Origin of the sequence: Congregibacter brevis (genome assembly GCF_045689245.1) — a bacterium.
Classification (GTDB): Bacteria; Pseudomonadota; Gammaproteobacteria; order Pseudomonadales; family Halieaceae; genus Congregibacter; species Congregibacter brevis.
Map to the genome: position 1 here is coordinate 2,094,038 of NZ_CP136865.1, position 16,385 is coordinate 2,110,422.

11 protein-coding genes are annotated in these 16,385 nt (G+C 54.6%); 3 read left to right on the forward strand and 8 right to left on the reverse strand.

Annotation, left to right across the window (positions count from 1 at the left end; translation table 11 throughout):
• Nucleotides 1–24: 24 nt before the first annotated feature.
• The 6 genes from R0137_RS09230 to R0137_RS09255 are packed head-to-tail and all read right to left on the reverse strand — an operon-like array spanning nt 25 to nt 8,826.
• Nucleotides 25–2,142 (reverse strand): alpha-galactosidase, encoded by a 2,118-nt coding sequence (locus tag R0137_RS09230; RefSeq protein ID WP_407326130.1) that lies wholly within the window; start codon nt 2,140–2,142, stop codon nt 25–27.
• The gene (locus R0137_RS09235) at nt 2,139–3,563 is read right to left on the reverse strand and encodes an SLC5 family protein (RefSeq protein WP_407326131.1); all 1,425 of its coding nucleotides are present in this window, start codon (nt 3,561–3,563) and stop codon (nt 2,139–2,141) included. The genes R0137_RS09230 and R0137_RS09235 overlap by 4 nt, the downstream gene beginning before the upstream one ends.
• A complete protein-coding gene (locus tag R0137_RS09240) occupies nt 3,560–4,567 on the reverse strand; it encodes a UDP-glucose--hexose-1-phosphate uridylyltransferase (RefSeq protein ID WP_407326132.1) in 1,008 nt (335 codons plus the stop codon). The genes R0137_RS09235 and R0137_RS09240 overlap by 4 nt, the downstream gene beginning before the upstream one ends.
• Nucleotides 4,564–5,724, reverse strand: a complete 1,161-nt coding sequence (gene galK / locus R0137_RS09245; protein WP_407326133.1) for a galactokinase — start codon at nt 5,722–5,724, stop codon at nt 4,564–4,566. Before galK ends, R0137_RS09240 begins: the two co-directional genes overlap by 4 nt.
• Nucleotides 5,717–7,672 (reverse strand): beta-galactosidase, encoded by a 1,956-nt coding sequence (locus tag R0137_RS09250; RefSeq protein WP_407326134.1) that lies wholly within the window; start codon nt 7,670–7,672, stop codon nt 5,717–5,719. The genes galK and R0137_RS09250 overlap by 8 nt, the downstream gene beginning before the upstream one ends.
• A gap of 11 nt (nt 7,673–7,683) precedes the next feature.
• Nucleotides 7,684–8,826, reverse strand: a complete 1,143-nt coding sequence (locus tag R0137_RS09255; protein WP_407326135.1) for an MFS transporter — start codon at nt 8,824–8,826, stop codon at nt 7,684–7,686.
• A gap of 135 nt (nt 8,827–8,961) precedes the next feature.
• Here R0137_RS09255 and R0137_RS09260 point away from each other — a divergent pair, with 135 nt between their 5' ends.
• From R0137_RS09260 to R0137_RS09270, 3 genes are all read left to right on the forward strand, one after another.
• Nucleotides 8,962–10,134, forward strand: coding sequence for a dipeptidase (locus R0137_RS09260; RefSeq protein WP_407326136.1), 1,173 nt, complete (start codon nt 8,962–8,964; stop codon nt 10,132–10,134).
• Nucleotides 10,135–10,262: 128 nt separating this feature from the next.
• Nucleotides 10,263–11,030: a crotonase/enoyl-CoA hydratase family protein gene (locus R0137_RS09265; RefSeq protein WP_407326137.1), complete on the forward strand. Its 768-nt coding sequence runs from the start codon at nt 10,263–10,265 to the stop codon at nt 11,028–11,030.
• A gap of 143 nt (nt 11,031–11,173) precedes the next feature.
• Nucleotides 11,174–14,206 (forward strand): WD40/YVTN/BNR-like repeat-containing protein, encoded by a 3,033-nt coding sequence (locus tag R0137_RS09270; RefSeq protein WP_407326138.1) that lies wholly within the window; start codon nt 11,174–11,176, stop codon nt 14,204–14,206.
• Nucleotides 14,207–14,346: 140 nt separating this feature from the next.
• Here the strand turns inward: R0137_RS09270 and R0137_RS09275 are convergent, their stop codons facing one another.
• Entirely contained in the window at nt 14,347–15,324 is a 978-nt protein-coding gene (locus R0137_RS09275) for a dipeptide epimerase (RefSeq protein WP_407326139.1), read from the reverse strand.
• Nucleotides 15,325–15,365: 41 nt separating this feature from the next.
• Nucleotides 15,366–16,379, reverse strand: coding sequence for a DUF1611 domain-containing protein (locus tag R0137_RS09280; protein ID WP_407326140.1), 1,014 nt, complete (start codon nt 16,377–16,379; stop codon nt 15,366–15,368).
• Between the last annotated feature and the right edge of the window lie 6 nt (nt 16,380–16,385).

Below are 16,385 nucleotides of genomic sequence, written 5' to 3' on the forward strand. Positions count from 1 at the left end.
TTACTTCCTTTGAGTGTTAAATGTCTAGTTTTGGTTAGGCGTTAGCTGAATCAGAGCGCAGTGACCGAAGCGGAGGAAAGGCGTTTTCAAACCTACCTGATGCAGAGTGTCACCAGACACGGACACTTTATCACCGCGATGCCAGCCGCTGCTGAGCTGTACGAAGTCAGCATCCTCAGGGTTCAGCAATTCCATATCAAAATAGGTGTTCGCAACACAGGATGGTAGCCGAACAGTAGGCGGTTGTGCCTGGCGTGGGTAGGCACTGCGAAGAACAAAAAGCAGGCCTCGGCTATTGTCTTTGTTGTAAACCAGCAGTAAATCCAGCCCGGGTTCTATTTGATCGAGGTAGTAAAAGTCGGCATTTGCCAAGCTTTTTCGTTCAGCTTGATAGAACGCCGTCCAACGTCGTAGCGTTGATCGTTCGTTATCGCTGAGCTCTTTGGGATTGAGTTCCAGTCCCATATGCCCCAGTAGCGCGATGATACAGCGTGTCGATAAGGGTAGCTGTGCGCCGGACGTAGAGGACGGACTGGCGCCCACGTGGGTGCCCAATAGCTGAGGTGGAAACACCGTGTTGGCGTGCTTCATGATCAAGAATCGTTGCAAGGGGTCCATGCTATCGCTGGGCCAAACTCGATCGCACTGAGCGAGGGCACCGGCATCAGTTCTGGCGCCGCCGGCAGCACAGGATTCAATGGCGATGTTTGGATGCCGAGCACGAACCTTTGAAACAAGTGTGTACCAAGCTTGCGTCATCTCATAGGGAGTCGCCGTTTCTCCAAAACCAACTTGGGCATAATCTCTGTTCATGTCCCATTTTAGATAGTCGGGATTACAGTCTTTCACAAGTCGATCGATGCACTGAAGGATGTGCTCATGCACGCTGGGAATGCAGAGGTTGAGTAAGAATTGTTGGCGCCCTGATACGGGCGCATAGCCCTCCGAGCTGATTATCCAGTCCGGATGTTCTCGAGCGACCTGCGTGTCCGAGGTCACCATTTCTGGCTCGATCCATACTCCAAACGACAACCCCAGGCTCCTCGCATGCGTTGCAAGAGGCCCCAGACCCGCCGGATAACGCTCGGCACACGGGACCCAATCCCCCAGCCCACGACCAATGTCAGTGCGCCCTTGCATCCACCCATCGTCCAGCACAAAGCGTTCGGCCCCCAATGCATGTGCTGCGTCGATAAGCTCAAGGCTGCTGTTGGCGTCGTGGGAGAAGTAGCTGGATTCCCAGCTGTTGAAATGCACGGGTCGCATAGCGCCGATATCCGAACCCTTGCGATGAAGCCAGTACTGCTTGAATTGCCGACGTATCTCGTTGACACCCTGGTTGCTCAGGGCAAAAAGCGCGGATGGACTCTGCCATTGCTCTCCGGGGGCAAGTCTGAGTTCGCCGGGTTGTAGTTGTACACCTGCTTGCAGGCTGTGGCCCACCGCCGGAGAGGGGTCAATGCGCAGCCTATGATTGCCGCTCCACTCCAGCGTTGCGAGCAACACGCTCTTTTGCTCATCGCTGAATCCGCTTTCGCCGCAGATAAGCGTGGGAAAATTCTGGTGGGAGCTGCGACCTCGCGTGCTACCGATCTCGATCGCATATTGACCAAGTGCTGTGCGCTCGTGCAGAAGCTCATTGGCCCAAAAACCACCATAGCGCTCAACGTGTTTATGCGATGCAGGAAGCTGGAGATGTAGGGATGCAAGCCAGTCGACATGCAGTTCGGTATCGCTGGAGGTGTTAACAACAGTGCACCGACTTGAGAACACACCCGAGGGGGTACTGCGAAATTCGACCTGTAGTTTCACAGCCGCCTTTTCGTCGCGAAGTTCAATCTTTAGCGAGGCTTCTGTCGATACGGAGTTGGATACACGCAGCTTGGTTAGCAAGGCATGATCGTTTCTACGCGCCATGAGTGCCGAATGAGCAGAAGACTGACCATCCATTGTCGGAAAGCCTTCAGCCATCACTTCGCAATCCAGCTCGCCATGAGGCGTAGGTGAATTGGTAAGCTGCGGGATTTCATCAAGGTCGAGACCTTCAGGTAAACGACTGCCCAGATAACACAGGGACAGTTGATTACCGCCGCAGTCGAGCACCAAAGTGCTCGCGCCGGCATCAAGGCGACTCAGAGTCAAGCGGGGATCGCCTTTCCAAAAGACAGCTTTGCTTTGCCATTAAAAACAAAGCGGTTAGTGAGCAGGGCGACCGCGATACAGAAGAACAAAGTGACCGCCATAAGGTGAATATAGTGAATGGGCGTCCAGACAAAGGAGAACACAGCGTAGAGAGCGACGCCGCTTACCAATGCTATGCCTGCGGCTCCTGCGGCCACGCCACTGAAAACAAGGCCCACTATGAAGACAGAGAGAATCGGCATGCTCAGTAGACCATTGAGCTGTTGCACCAGGTTGATGATGCTCTCCGCACCGTCATAGATAGGTACGAGTAACAAAGAGCAGGCTACAAATGCGATAGATACCAGCACATTCAGGCGATGCACGTTGGCCCCTTTGTTCACATAGGGCTCATGAAGATCAATAACGTAGAGCGTGGAGGAAGAATTTAGAACGCTGTTAAAACTGGTAAGTACCGCAGCAACCATCATTGCCGCAAAAGTTCCCGATAGCCAGCCAGGGAGCAGATCGCCAACCAGGGTTCCAAAGGTGGCGTCGCCGATGTCGCCATACAGCTTGTAGGCGCAAATGCCCGGAATAACAATAATCGCCGGCACGATGAGCAGGCGAATGCCCGCTGCAGCTAGCACACCTTTCTGCGCTTCTTTCACTGTCGGTGCGGCCATCGCTCTTTGGGTGATAGTCTGATTGGTGCTCCAGTAGAAAATCTGAATGAACAGCATGCCAGTGAACAACGTCGTCCACGGAATCGGTGAGTCGGGGCCGCCAATAAGCGTGAGTCGTTCAGCGGGGATGCCTGAAAAGTCAAAGTCGATGGCATCCAAAGAAAGCCACACTACGAGAAGGCTCAAGCTTAGTAGCCCAATACCGCTTAGGGTGTCTGAGACCGCTACCGCACGAAGACCGCCGAAGATCGCGTAGGATGATCCGAGGGCAGCTAGCGCGCAGGCAATAGTCAAGGTCGATGCTTCAAGTCCAAACATGGATTTGAGGAATAGCGATCCTGTGTAGAGCATGATGGGTAGATATAGAAAAACGTTGCCCAGTAGGAACAAAATGGAAACCAGAGAGCGTAGAGACTGTTTGCCGTAGCGCTTTTCAAGGAGCTCTGTGGTCGTCGTGCAGTTGTAACGGTAGTAGATCGGTACAAAGACGAAAGCCAATATGAGAAGGCCCACTACAGCCGCCAGCTCCCACCATGCCAGTAAGAGCATTTGGTTGCCATTCATGCCAACAAGTTGATCAGTGCTCAGGTTTGTCAGCGTGATAGAGCCTGCAATAAAGTACCAGGAGAGCGTCTTGCCGGCCAAAAAGTACTCGGCATTGTCGTCGCCACTACGCGGGGCCTTACGGCACTGTAAATAAGTGAATACGGCTATCGCGGCGGTGATCGCGGTAAAGACGACGAACTGTGTGTTCATGATAGGACCTTGCGTAACTGCTCTGCCGCGCGTTCGGGCGTTAAGTCTCGTTGCGACTCGCCTAGCATTTCAAATCCCACCATGTGTTTGCGCACCGTCGCTGAGCGAAGCAGTGGCGGGTAAAAATGAGCATGCAATTGCCATGAGGCGTCGTCAGTCGAGGAGGGCGCTCCGTGCCAGCCCATGGAGTAGGGGAATGGTACAGAGAACAGCGCATCATAAGCACCGAGAAGTTGCTGCAAGACTGAGGCTAGCGACTGGCGTTGTGCCGATGTCAGATCCGGCATTGCGGCGACTGGATCCAGCGGAAGTAGTAAGACTTCGAAGGGCCAGGTAGCCCACCAGGGGACTACGGCGATCCAGTGTTCGTTCCCACAAACGACCCGTTCAGCCTTGGCTCGCTCCTTGAGTGCGTAATCAAGGAGCAGCGAGCTGCCGTTTTTTTCAAAGTACATCGACTGTTGTCGCTTCTCGACAGAGACCTCACTGGGCAGGGCACTGAGAGCCCATATCTGTCCGTGGGGATGGGCGTTTGAGCAACCCATCGTTGCGCCGCGGTTCTCAAAAATTTGAACGTGCTCAAAATGCTCGCCTAAGCTGCGCGTCTCGTCTGCCCAGGTTTCGATCACAGCCATTAGCTGTCTATCATCCATACTGGCAAGCGTTAAGTCATGTCTCGGGCTGTAGCAAATCACACGGCAGCGTCCCTGAACACCGGCCGCAAGGAATAGCTCGTCGCCAGCGGCCTCCGAATTCGTAAATTCACAATCTGTTAGTAGTGCTGGAAAGTCATTTTCGAAAACATAAACACCCGAGTAGTTGGGATTGACCTTGCCTCCCGCGCGCTCGTTACCGGGACAGAGGTAGCAGTCTTCACTATAGGAAGGTTCGGGGTTTGGAGTGTCCTCTACCTGTCCTTGCCAGGGGCGCTGATCTCTTTGAGGAGACACCAGCACCCAACGATCGGACAGCGGGTTGTAGCGACGATGGGGATGTTCGCTCATGTCCAGTTCCAGGCTTGGGCGCCGGAGGCTGCGCTTATCCAACGGATCACTGGTTCACCGTACCCAGCGGCTTTAAAACGTTCGGTGATACTCATCTCGAAGACTTTGGCTTTGTCATGGGCCACAAAAGCTACCATGGATCCACCGAATCCGCCGCCGGTCATACGCGCGCCTATCGCGCCGGCGTCCCGAGCGGCGTCTACCAAGGTGTCCAGCTCCAGACAGCTAACAGCAAAGTCACGGGACAGGCTTTCATGGCTGGCGTACATCAGTTCACCCGCTGTTGCGATATCGCCTTTTCCTAATGCTGCCACGAATAATTGCACGCGATTATTTTCAGTAACCACATGTTGCGCGCGTTTTTTTATCGTAGCGTCAGATAGCAAGCTCAGGGTCTCCGGATGGGTATCCCGGAGGGACTTCCCCAGTACTTCTTGTGCCTCTTCAACTTGGGCGCGTCTCTCGGCATAGCCTCCGTCTGCCAGTGCATGTCGGACACCGGAGTCCACAATCGCTATGCGAACGTGGCTTGGTAGTTCGATGCTCTCAATACTCTGTTCGCGACAGTCCAGGAGCATCGCGGTATTTTCTTTTGCAAAGCTCACAGCAAACTGGTCAAGAATCCCACAGGGCACACCCGCGAACTCATGTTCCGCCTGCTGGCAAAGGAGCGCTCTCTCTTTTACGGGGAGCTCATGTCCAGTGATCGCTTCGATGAGTGCGGCGAAGCACAGCTCAAGAGAAGCGCTGCTGGACAGCCCCGCGCCCAAAGGCAGGTTGCCCCCAACAACGAGGTCTAGTGCAGGGACCTGAACACCGCGTCGCTGGTAGAGTGTCAGTACTCCTCGAAGGTAGTCGGTCCAGTCTCCCATAGGTGATTCATCGCACCCCAGCCGCAGAATTGCATCGCCCTCCTGCGTGCTGAGAATGCGTATCGCATCAGAGCCGTCCCTTCGCGGAGAAGCCACTATTAGCGTGTATAGATTGAGACCCATGGGTAGGGCGAAACCTTGGGAGTAGTCTGTGTGGTCGCCAATGAGATTCACGCGGCCCGGTGCTGCGGCAGCCCAAACAGCATCGCTGCCGCAGCGCTGCTTTAGCACCTTAACCAAGGGGGCGAAAAGGACTTTTAGAGGAGTGCTTACGGATTTACTCACAGTCGCTTTGCCATACCGCGTAGTCTCCATGAGCTAAGTTGCGGGTGCCGATAATGCAGTTTGCACCGTCGAGTACGAAGCTTTGACTCTCGGGCGAAAAGTTAAAGGCAAAAGTCAGTGATCCCCGGGTGCGAATACGCAAACTTTGGGGGAGAGCTTTAGGTTTAAGGTCTCGCGCCGAGAGTATTTCCCGTATCACCTCTGTAAGGAATGCTGTGGGTACGTGAGCGTTGATGTAATGGTGATTGTCCGCGCTGTACCAAAGGCCTGCATTGTCGTCGCAGCGCATCCTTGGCTCTAAGGTCGAATCCACAGACTCATGCCAGCGACTCGCCTCGTAGCTTTTTCCCTCGTAGCTAAAGGAGCGGACAGCGCCACGGCGCATACTGTCTACCGCAAGTACGCGCAGAGGAATGAGCTCTTGTAGTACACCGGGAGCAAGGATTTCGGGGAGCCCACAGTGCTCATCTCTAGAGCCGCTACGAGCGCCAATGAGGCAGCTTACTCCTGCATTTTTGGCTCGCGCTACAAACGCTGCGTTTACAATGATTGTCCCCGGGATAATCAAAAGTTCATAAGCGTCCAGTTCTGATTCACTGTGGACGATATCGACATCTAGCCCCAGTGCGCGGGCAGCGCTGTAGTAATGAAAGGTACTCTCCAGCTGGTCCATGCAGGGTGCATGAGGTTGGATCATACTGGCCCAGCACGACGGGTAGTCAAAGAGTAGTGCGACGGGAGCCTGAGAAGTGGTGTTCGGCGTAAGGCTCTGTAGCTCTTGGGCCAGCCTGCTCACCGGACGCCATGCCGGCGCAGCCTCGCCTGTTGGCAATCTCAGGGCCGCATGCATCTGTTCCTGCGCACGCGGTAGCTGTTGATAGCGGAAGTAGCTGACAAACTCTGCGCCATGGGCGATCGCTTCCATTCCCCAAAAGGCCGGCGCATTGTCCAAGGGTTGTGCGTTGGATTCTGCCCAGTTAACAGGTCCCGGCTGTTGTTCCATTACGGCGAAGCGACCACGCCCCACAGCGCGATACAGATCGTGATGAAAGGCTGCCCAGTCGGGGTGGCCGATGCGTCGGTAACGGAGCTTTTCTTCTTCTTTGAACCAACCTTGATCGAGAAACCCAAGGGGGTAGCTATCCCAGGTTGCGACATCGAGATCTGCTCCGACGGAGAAATGGTCGAAATCAATAAAGTTGCCCATGAAGTTATGGGTTACCCAGCGATCCGATCCTTGGGAGATTTTGAGCAGCTGTCTTTGCGCTGCGTTGTAGTCGCGGACTTGGTCGGAGGCAAACCGCCAGTAATCTAAGCTATGAGAGGGGTTTACCTCAGTGACCGTAAGGTTAGGTCGACCAATCTCGGCAAAGCTTCGGTATTCCTGACTCCAGAAAACCGTACCCCAGGCAGTATTGAGGGCGTCAATATGCTTGTGACGTTTTTCGAGCCAGCGCTGAAAGGCGCGTCCGTCGTCTTCGCTGTAGCTCAGCGTTGTCTCATGGCAGCCATATTCGTTATCCAGTTGCCATCCCGTGATCGAGGGATGGTTGGCGTAGCGATCAATAACGGCCTGGCTGATGCGAATGGATTCATCGAGGTATACCTGGCTGGCAAATCGGTAATGACGTCGAGATCCAAACCGGCGAATGTTGTCGTCGCTGTCGACGGGCAAAATTTCCGGGAAACGCTCGACGAGCCACAGGGGGGGGCAGGCCGTAGGCGTACACATAATGATTCGCAGGTTTTCGGCGGCCAGAGCGTCTACGGCAGCATCCAGCCACTCCCAATCGAATTGTCCGGGATTAGGCTCTATGCGCGACCACGCAAACTCAGCAATACGCACAAGCTCAATACCGCCACTGCGCATGGTTGCTGCCTGTTCAGGCCAAAGCTCTCGCGGCCAATGCTCGGGGTAGTAGCAAACGCCTAGGGTCGCAAGAGCCATTGTTTACCTCGTTATACTTTTAATCTTTGTGCCAGGAGGAGCGCGAGGAGCGCCGCAATCGCGCCAGCTACCCCAGTCCAGCCCAAATCAATGGAGCTGGTTACGGCGCCACCCAAGGATGACCCCAAACCCTGCCCAGAATAAACCATCGAACCATTCAGCGCGAAGGCAATCGTGGTCGCAGGACCCGCCGCGAGAGCAAGCTTTGTTTGTGCGACAGGGGTGGTGGCGAATAACGCAGCTGAGTTGAAGGCCATGGTGAAGACCATCACAGGAATGGAAAGCATGCCAAGGTCAAAAAGCATCCCCATAGAGAAGAGTAGCTGCGTGAGTAGGATAGCACTGAGGAGTATGCTTAAGGCGGCCCTGGCGGTTAGCTTGGCGAGCATCGCCCCAGCGGGCAGGCCCAAGAGGCTGCCTATGCCGGTCGAAATTTGAATGGCCGCGATTCCCGAACCGGTAATGCCAGTAGACGCGGTGATAACTGGCCCAATAAAGCTTACCGTGGCGAAGGTCGCGCCAAAGCTCAGCATGGTGATAAGCATAAGTTTTGGGTTCTCGCCCACGAGCGCTCTGCGAAAACTGGAGGCGCCAGGTTCAGGAGCGTGAATATGTGCGGGAGCGAACAGTCCGATAACGGCACAGGCGACAGTGGAAATACTTGCGGCCAGCCAGAAGGCTGAGCGCCATCCATACAGGTCACCGAGGATGCTGCCAACGGGGATGCCGATAAGAAATGCCAGGGTGTAACCAGCGAGAACCGTCGCGATGGCTTTGGGCCGAAGCTCTTCAGGGACGAGGGTCACAGCAAGGGTCGTTGCCAGTGGCAAGGTCAGCGCAGCAAAAAAGCCGGCGGCAAATCGAATACTACCCATGGTGATGAGATCCGGGGCGAGGGCCGTGCCTAGATTCATTATCGCAAGGATTGCCAACACGCCAACGAGTAGGAGCTTGCGGTCAAATTTGGAGAGCAGTCGAGCTAGAATCGGGCCACCGATTCCGCAAGCGAGGGCAAATGCTGTTTGAAGTTGACCAACGCTTGCGATGCCGACACCTAAGTCCTTAGACATGGGCTCGATAAGGCCGATGTATATGAAAGCGCTTGTGCCGAGCGCGAAGGGGGCGAAAGCAAGACTCAGTAATCTGGGGTTCAAGGTCTAGGGTCCTAAAGGGTGAATGCGGCGCAGGACGATCACCGCTCAGCTTGAACTGGGTGAAGATCAGGAGATACTGCGGTTCGCAGGTGATATAACGATAAACATCATACGTCCATAAAGAGGTGTAGGTTCATGAGGGTAGTAACGATAGTTGGTGTGCTGATTCTAGTGGCTGCGGCTATTGGTTTTGGAGTCGGTCCCGGAATACTCGAACAGTCATTGAACAAGGTGATGGAGCACGAGCCCTACGCAATATCTGATGAAGCCCAAACTCTCCATGACTCATTGGTCGTTGGGGATTTGCATACCGACAGTACGCTGTGGGCACGGGACCTGACGGCCAGAGCTGATCGTGGTCATGTTGATCTGCCGCGGCTGCGGGAAGCGAATGTTGCGCTGCAGGCCTTCACCTTTGTAACCCGCTCTCCCAAGGGCCAAAACTACGAAAGCAATGATGCAGATGCGCCCGATAACATTACCCTCGTTGCGTTGATTCAGCGATGGCCGGTAGTAACCTGGTCCAGCCTGACGGAGCGTGCGCTGCTGCAGGCGAGGAAGCTTGCAGCAATCGAAGCCGACGATCCGAGCTTACTGCGGGTACTTCGCTCGCAAGAGGATCTTGCGGCTGTCATGGAGGCGCGAACGAAAGGCGCGCAAACTATTGGTGCTTTGCTCGGCATCGAAGGCTCTCATGCGCTGGAGGGCTCACTCGACAACATTGATCGCCTGCGCAACGCCGGTGTACGGATGTTCGGTCTTCATCACTTTTTTGACAACGAACTTGGCGGCTCCTTACATGGTACTGGCGGCGGTGGGCTCAGTGATTTTGGCAAAGACGTGGTCGCGCGGCTCGATGAACGCGGTGCGATTATTGACGTAGCGCACTCCTCTGAACAAAGCGTTAGGGACGTATTGGCAATGAGTGATTCTCCGCTGGTAGTGAGTCACACAGGTTTTCGGGGCTACTGTCCGACGCCACGGAACATTAGCGACGATCTTATGCAACAAATTGCACTTGGTGGCGGTTTGATTGGCGTGGGGTATTGGGATGCAGCGATTTGTAAGGTGTCCCCTAAGGGCATTGTGGAAGCGATTCGCTACGGCATCGACCTGGTGGGCGTAGACCATGTTGCCTTGGGATCAGACTACGATGGTTCGACAACCGTGCCCTTCGATACATCGGAGCTGGCAGCGCTTACCGAGGAGATGCTCAATCAGGGTTTTGCCGAGGAGGAGATACGGCGGGTAATGGGTGGCAATATGCTGAGGTTTTTGCAGGAGAACCTGCCGCTCCCAGCGCAGTAGCCAAGTTGGGTGCGTGGATGTCACCTGCGGCCAACTTTACTGAGCGCTGCCGACCTTGGAGCGAAAGCTAGGGCGATGCACAATCAGGTCTCACGAAGACTTTAACGGCAGATAAAAAGGAGTAAGGAATGTCCGGTAACGAAGTTTTAACAGAAAAAATTGACGGTGTGCTAGTCATCACATTAAATCGTCCCGAAGCTAAAAACGCAGCGAACCGTGCGTTGGCTTTAGGTGTAGCAGCGGCGATCGATGAGCTCGAATCAGATGATAGCCTGCGCGTAGCAATTCTCACCGGTGCCGGCGGCACGTTCTGCTCGGGTATGGATCTCAAAGCATTCGTCACCGGGGAGTTGCCACAGGTGGAAGGCCGAGGCTTTGCGGGGCTGACAGAGTACCGCTCTACCAAACCGATCATCGCCGCGGTCGAGGGTTATGCCTTGGCCGGTGGATTTGAACTCGCGATCAGCTGTGACCTCATTGTCGCTTCGGATAGCAGTAAGTTTGGTATACCAGAAGTTAAACGCGGCCTCGCAGCGGCAGCGGGAGGGCTTGTGAAGCTGCCCAAGCAGATTCCGTCTCGCGTAGCGATGGAGCTTGCTCTCACGGGCGAGTTCATCAGTGCTGATCGCGCCTACGAGCTGGGACTCATCAATCGTATTTCCGAAACTGGTAAAGCCCTCGAAGGTGCGCAGGAGCTCGCCAAGACGATTGCCGCCAATGGCCCTCTTGCTGTCGCGGCCAGCTTAAAAGCTGTAGCAGGTGCTCAGGACTGGAACAGCGACGAAATGTTTGCAAAGCAGCAAGAGATTGTCGGTCACGTATTCACCAGCGAGGACGCTATAGAAGGTGCCACAGCCTTTGCACAGAAACGTGCTCCCAACTGGAAGGGTAAGTAAGCGATCCCAAGTCAGCCACTCAAAGTCACTCTCAATTGCCGGGCCTTCAGGCTCGGCAGTTTATAGACATTCCTCGCTCTCAATTGTAGCGATCCCTATCCGGTGGTAGTGTCTCTATCACGCAAATCCTCCGGAGCTTTCTTGTGAACCGAACGATTCTCCCTATTTTTGGCGCTTTGTCGCTTGCCTTCACTTTACAAACAACCAACAGCTACGCGCAAAAATTTGAAGCCCTTGAGTACCGAAACGTAGGCCCGACGCGCGGTGGACGGGTGACAGCGGTTGCCGGCACCGTGCAGGCGCCCGGGACCTTTTATCTGGGCGCATCAGGTGGCGGCGTCTGGAAGAGCACGGATTACGGTACTACCTGGAACAATATTTCTGATGGGTATTTCGCGTCTCCATCGATTGGTGACATTGCAGCATCTCAAACAGATACCAACATTCTCTATGTTGGCACCGGTTCTGATGGGCTGAGGTCCAATGTGATCCCCGGTAAAGGCGTTTACAAGTCGACCAATGGCGGTGGCAGTTGGACGCATGTGGGGCTCAGGCAAAGCGGCCATATCGGCGCCGTAGAAATCGATCCCAGAGACAATAACGTGGTTTGGGTTGCAGCAATAGGTTCAGCCTTTGCGGACAATGAAGAGCGTGGCCTTTACAAGACAGAAAATGGCGGCGTTAGCTGGGAGAAGTCTCTTAGTATTTCCGACGCGGTGGGAATAGCTGATGTCGAGTTGCTGCCAAATAATCCTGACGTGGTATTTGCAGCGGCGTGGAAGGCTCGGCGTCAACCCTGGACTATCATCAGTGGAGGTACCCAGGAAGAGGGTGGCCTCTTTAAATCCATTGACGGTGGCGACAGCTGGCGAAGAATCAGTGAGGGGTTGCCCTCGGGTTTGATCGGCAAGATCGATATAGCTATTTCTGCATCCGACAGCAGTGTCGTTTATGCGCTTGTGGAAGCACCCGGTGAAGAGGGCGGGCTCTATCGATCGTCGGATCAGGGTGAAACCTTTACTCAGGTGTCGTCTGCAAAAGGAATACGCATTCGTCCGTTTTACTACGGTAATGTAGAGGCTGATCCCACGGATCCTGATGTTGTTTACGTCATGGCCACGGACTACTTCAAGTCTGTGGATGGCGGAAAGAGCTGGGAGGAGTTGGAGCCACCTCATGGTGATAACCATGATATGTGGATTAATCCGAATGATCCGCAATTGTTTATTCAAGCCAACGATGGCGGTGCGAACGTTACTCACAACGGCGGTCTTACCTGGTCAAGTCAGTTTAATCAGGCCACGACAGAGCTCTACACCGTGGACGTTGATGATCAGTACCCGTATTGGTTGTATGCAGGCCAACAGGATAATGGGACTACGATTGCTGTACCCAGTCGGGTGCCTTACAGCGTGCAAAACGACAACGCCTGGTTGATTGAAGCGGGCGGATGCGAAACCGGTCCAGCGGTACCCAAGCCCGGGGATCACACAACGGTTTATGCGAACTGTAAGGGTCGTTTTTCAGTATTCAGTAAAGAAACAGGTACAGAGCGTAGCTATTACGTCGGTGCAACCAACATGTACGGTCAGAATCCCAAAGATCTGAAGTACAGGTTTCAGCGCGTTGCCCCCGTGGCTGTCTCTCCTCACGATCCCAATGTGGTGTACCACGGGTCTCAGTACGTTCATCGTACTAGTGATAACGGAGTAACCTGGGAAACGATTTCACCAGACCTCACTGCCTTTGAAGCCGACAAGCAGGTGGTCTCTGGATCACCTATCACGCGAGATGTTACGGGTGAAGAGGTGTACAGCACGCTGTACTCGATTCGTGAGTCCTCAATCGCGCCGGGCGTGATTTGGGCGGGTTCCAACGATGGTCCTGTGCACGTGACCAGAGATGACGGCGATAGCTGGAGTGATGTAACCCCCCGTGGTCCAAAGGGCGGCCGCGTCGATTCTGTGGAGCCCTCGCACCATGATCCTGCAGTGGCTTATGTTGCGGTGCTTCGCTACCAGTTGGGTGACGATAAGCCCTATGCATATCGAACCACAGACTACGGTAAGCGCTGGACCTTGATGACTGACGGCAAGAACGGGATTCCCGCAGATTATCCGGTTCGCGTGGTTCGAGAAGACCCTGTACGCCCGGGACTGCTTTACGCGGGCACGGATTCTGGCCTGTTTGTTTCCTTTGATAACGGTGATAGCTGGCAGTCATTCCAGCAAAATTTGCCGGTAACTCCCGTTACTGATATTCGCATTTACAGAGATGACTTAGTGGTGTCTACCATGGGTCGAGCCTTCTGGGTCCTAGACGATATCTCTGCACTTCGTCAGGCGCCCATGCCAACCATGGGCGAGGGGGTTACCTTGTTTGAACCGGCACAGACGGTGCGTTATCGCGAGCGCCCCAGCTACGGTAGCCGTGACCCTAAAGCTGTGCCGCAGTACCGGAAACCGTCAGCGATTATTGATTATTACTTACCCACGAACGTGGATGGGGTCGTGACTCTGGAAATTGCTGATGCCGATGGGAACGTGGTCAACGCATTTTCGAGTGCTGATGACTCCGACCCTGATAATCGGGGAGAGCTTGTGGACAATATGGCGCTGAACGAGGTGCGCTACATAAAGCGCAGTGGTTTGACGACTAAAGAGGGGATCAATCGTTTCCACTGGGATATGCGCTATCGCGGTCCCTGGCAGAAAAACGAAAAAAGACGCTTTACCGGTGGCGCTCTAGCAACAGCGGGGACCTATAGTGTCAAACTTACCGTAGGTGGTGAGAGCTTTACACAAGCTTTGACTATTGTGATGGATCCTCGTGTCCTGAATGAGGGCGTAACTGAAGCTCATATACAGGCTCAGCTAGAGCTCCATCGTCAGGTGCTCGATTTACTGGATCAGGCGCGGCGCAAGGCGTATAGCCTTGAATCGGAACTCGAAGAGCTAGCGGAAGCCGATACAGAACGCCGTAGTGCCATAGAGACTGCGATTCGTCAGTTGGTCACGGAAGAGGGCACCTATATGCAGCCGCGACTGATTAGCCAGCTTAGTTACCTGTCACGCATGCTCAATCAAGCTGACCAAGAGCCAGGTGGAGAAGCGCTTACGAGGTTTGCAGAGCTTAGTGCGGAGTACGCGTCGGTACTGGCTAGTTTGGACGGCTAGTTCATATACATAGCGTAGAGGCGACTGAGGTTAATGCCAAGCAAGCGCATGTGAATGGCGAAGCGAGCGTCCCCCTATTAGCGAGCGCAGCTATTCGGGGGCGCTTGCCGTTCCAGTGCAAACTCAACGCGCTTTATCGCTCAGCCCCAAAGCAAGGCGCTGGGGAGGCCAACAGTACCGCCGCTGCGGTATTCCAAGCCGTTCTTAATGTCATGAGCAAGCAATAGTGGCCCATCGATATCGACGAATTGGCAGAACTGCGCGATAACGTAACTTGGGGCCATGGAGAGGGACGTCCCGGTCATGTTCCCTACCATCAGTTGCATGTTCCTCTCTTTAGCTGCACGCACTAACCCCAGGCCCTCTGTCAGCCCACCGCACTTGTCTAGCTTAATGTTTAGCACGTCGTAGCGGTCTGCGGCCTGCTCAAATTCGCTGAGACCAAGACAGGATTCGTCTGCGCCCAAAGGGACCGGCGACTTGAAGCCTTCGAGTTTTTCATCCTCGCCTCGGGGGAGCGGCTGCTCGATCATTGCAACGCCCAACTTCTGGCAGGCCGGTAGATACTCCTTAAGTTCCTTGAAGCTCCAGCCCTGATTGACGTCTATCACCAGCGTGGCATCCGGACGCGCAGCGCGGATAGCCTCGAGGCGTTCGATGGGCTGATCGGCATTGAGTTTGATTTTGAGTTGGGGAAACTGGGTGGCTTCGGCCGCTCGCCGGGCCATGATCGCAGGATCTTCCATGCCCACGGTGAACACCGTTATTACTTCCCTCGGACTCATGGCCAAAAGGTCCCATATGCGTTTACCTGACTTCTTGGCGAGCAAGTCCCACAATGCGCAGTCCAGCGCGTTGCGAGCACCGCAAACCGGCATTAGGTCTTGAAGGCTCTCTGGTGTGGTGCTGGTGGTGATATTTGCGATTACGGTGTTGAGGTCAGCTTTCATGCTGTCGGCGGTTTCGTGGAGATAATAGCTCCCCACCGATTCTCCCCGTCCGACAAAACCTCCGTCTTCCAAGGTTACGCATACGGTGTCGGTGTCATGGAATACATGCCCGGTTATCGCAAAAGGGACTTCCATGGGATAGGAGACGACATCGACCGTGACTTTCATAAGATAAGTATGCCCGAGCTAGAAGTGGTATTGCTGTGACCTTAGGTCAGTTGCTGAATGATCGCTTTTGTACCTGTGATCATAGGATCAACGCAGGGAAGTCCATAGGTAGAGGCTAGCTCAGCTAAGTAATCATCCCGTTCATCTGTGCCGAGAGACAGCGTGTTAACGCTAATACCTACACAGCGAATCTCGGTGTTGGTGAGTGAGCCAACGGCGATCGTGCGATCAATCACTTCGCCAATGCTTGGCACCGAGTAGGCTTCCCAACCTTCGATCTGCGTGCGTCCCGCGGCGTGACAGACAACAAATGCATCTGCCTGAGAGCCTATAAGTAGTCCATGACTCACCGCGGCATACCCCGGATGGAAGATGCCTCCCTGGCCTTCGATTAAGTCCCAATGATCTGGATCGTTGTCGGGCGACAGCAACTCCGCCGCCCCGGAAATAAAGTCAGCGATGACGCAATCGATGGGGATTCCCGTGCCTGCGATCATGATGCCTGTTTGCCCCGACGCCCTGAAATCGGCGTCCATCCCCAGCTCGCGCATGTCTCGCTCGAGTTGCAGAGCGGTGTACTTTTTACCCAGAGCGCAGTCGGTGCCCACGGTGAGTAAACGTTTTCCGGTACGTTTCGCACCACTGGCTACCGGTATGTCCTCTGGGGGGACACGAATGTCGATAAGTTGGCTATGGCCTTTCTTTGCGGCATTGCGCAATACCTGAATACTGTTAAGGCGAGTGTGCAGACCGGCCACAATGTCGATGCCCGACTCTGCAGCCTCGCAAAGCGTATCTAGCCAGCTATCAGGAATACTGCCTCCAACCAGAGCGGTACCCACGATTAGCGATCCCACGCCTTGTTGGCTCGCTGTTGCTACCGGCATATCCGGTAGGCCCAAGTCAGCAGCGGTATTGCAAAGTCGCAACTGCCCCATGCAGAGCTCCGGACGCCAGTCAGCGACGCCTTTGCCGGTTTTTGCGTAGGTTGGTCGGGACTCGTCCCCCACAAAAATCAGGTAGGGTGAACGAAGCTGAAGCGGAGTTTTGTTCAAAATGTG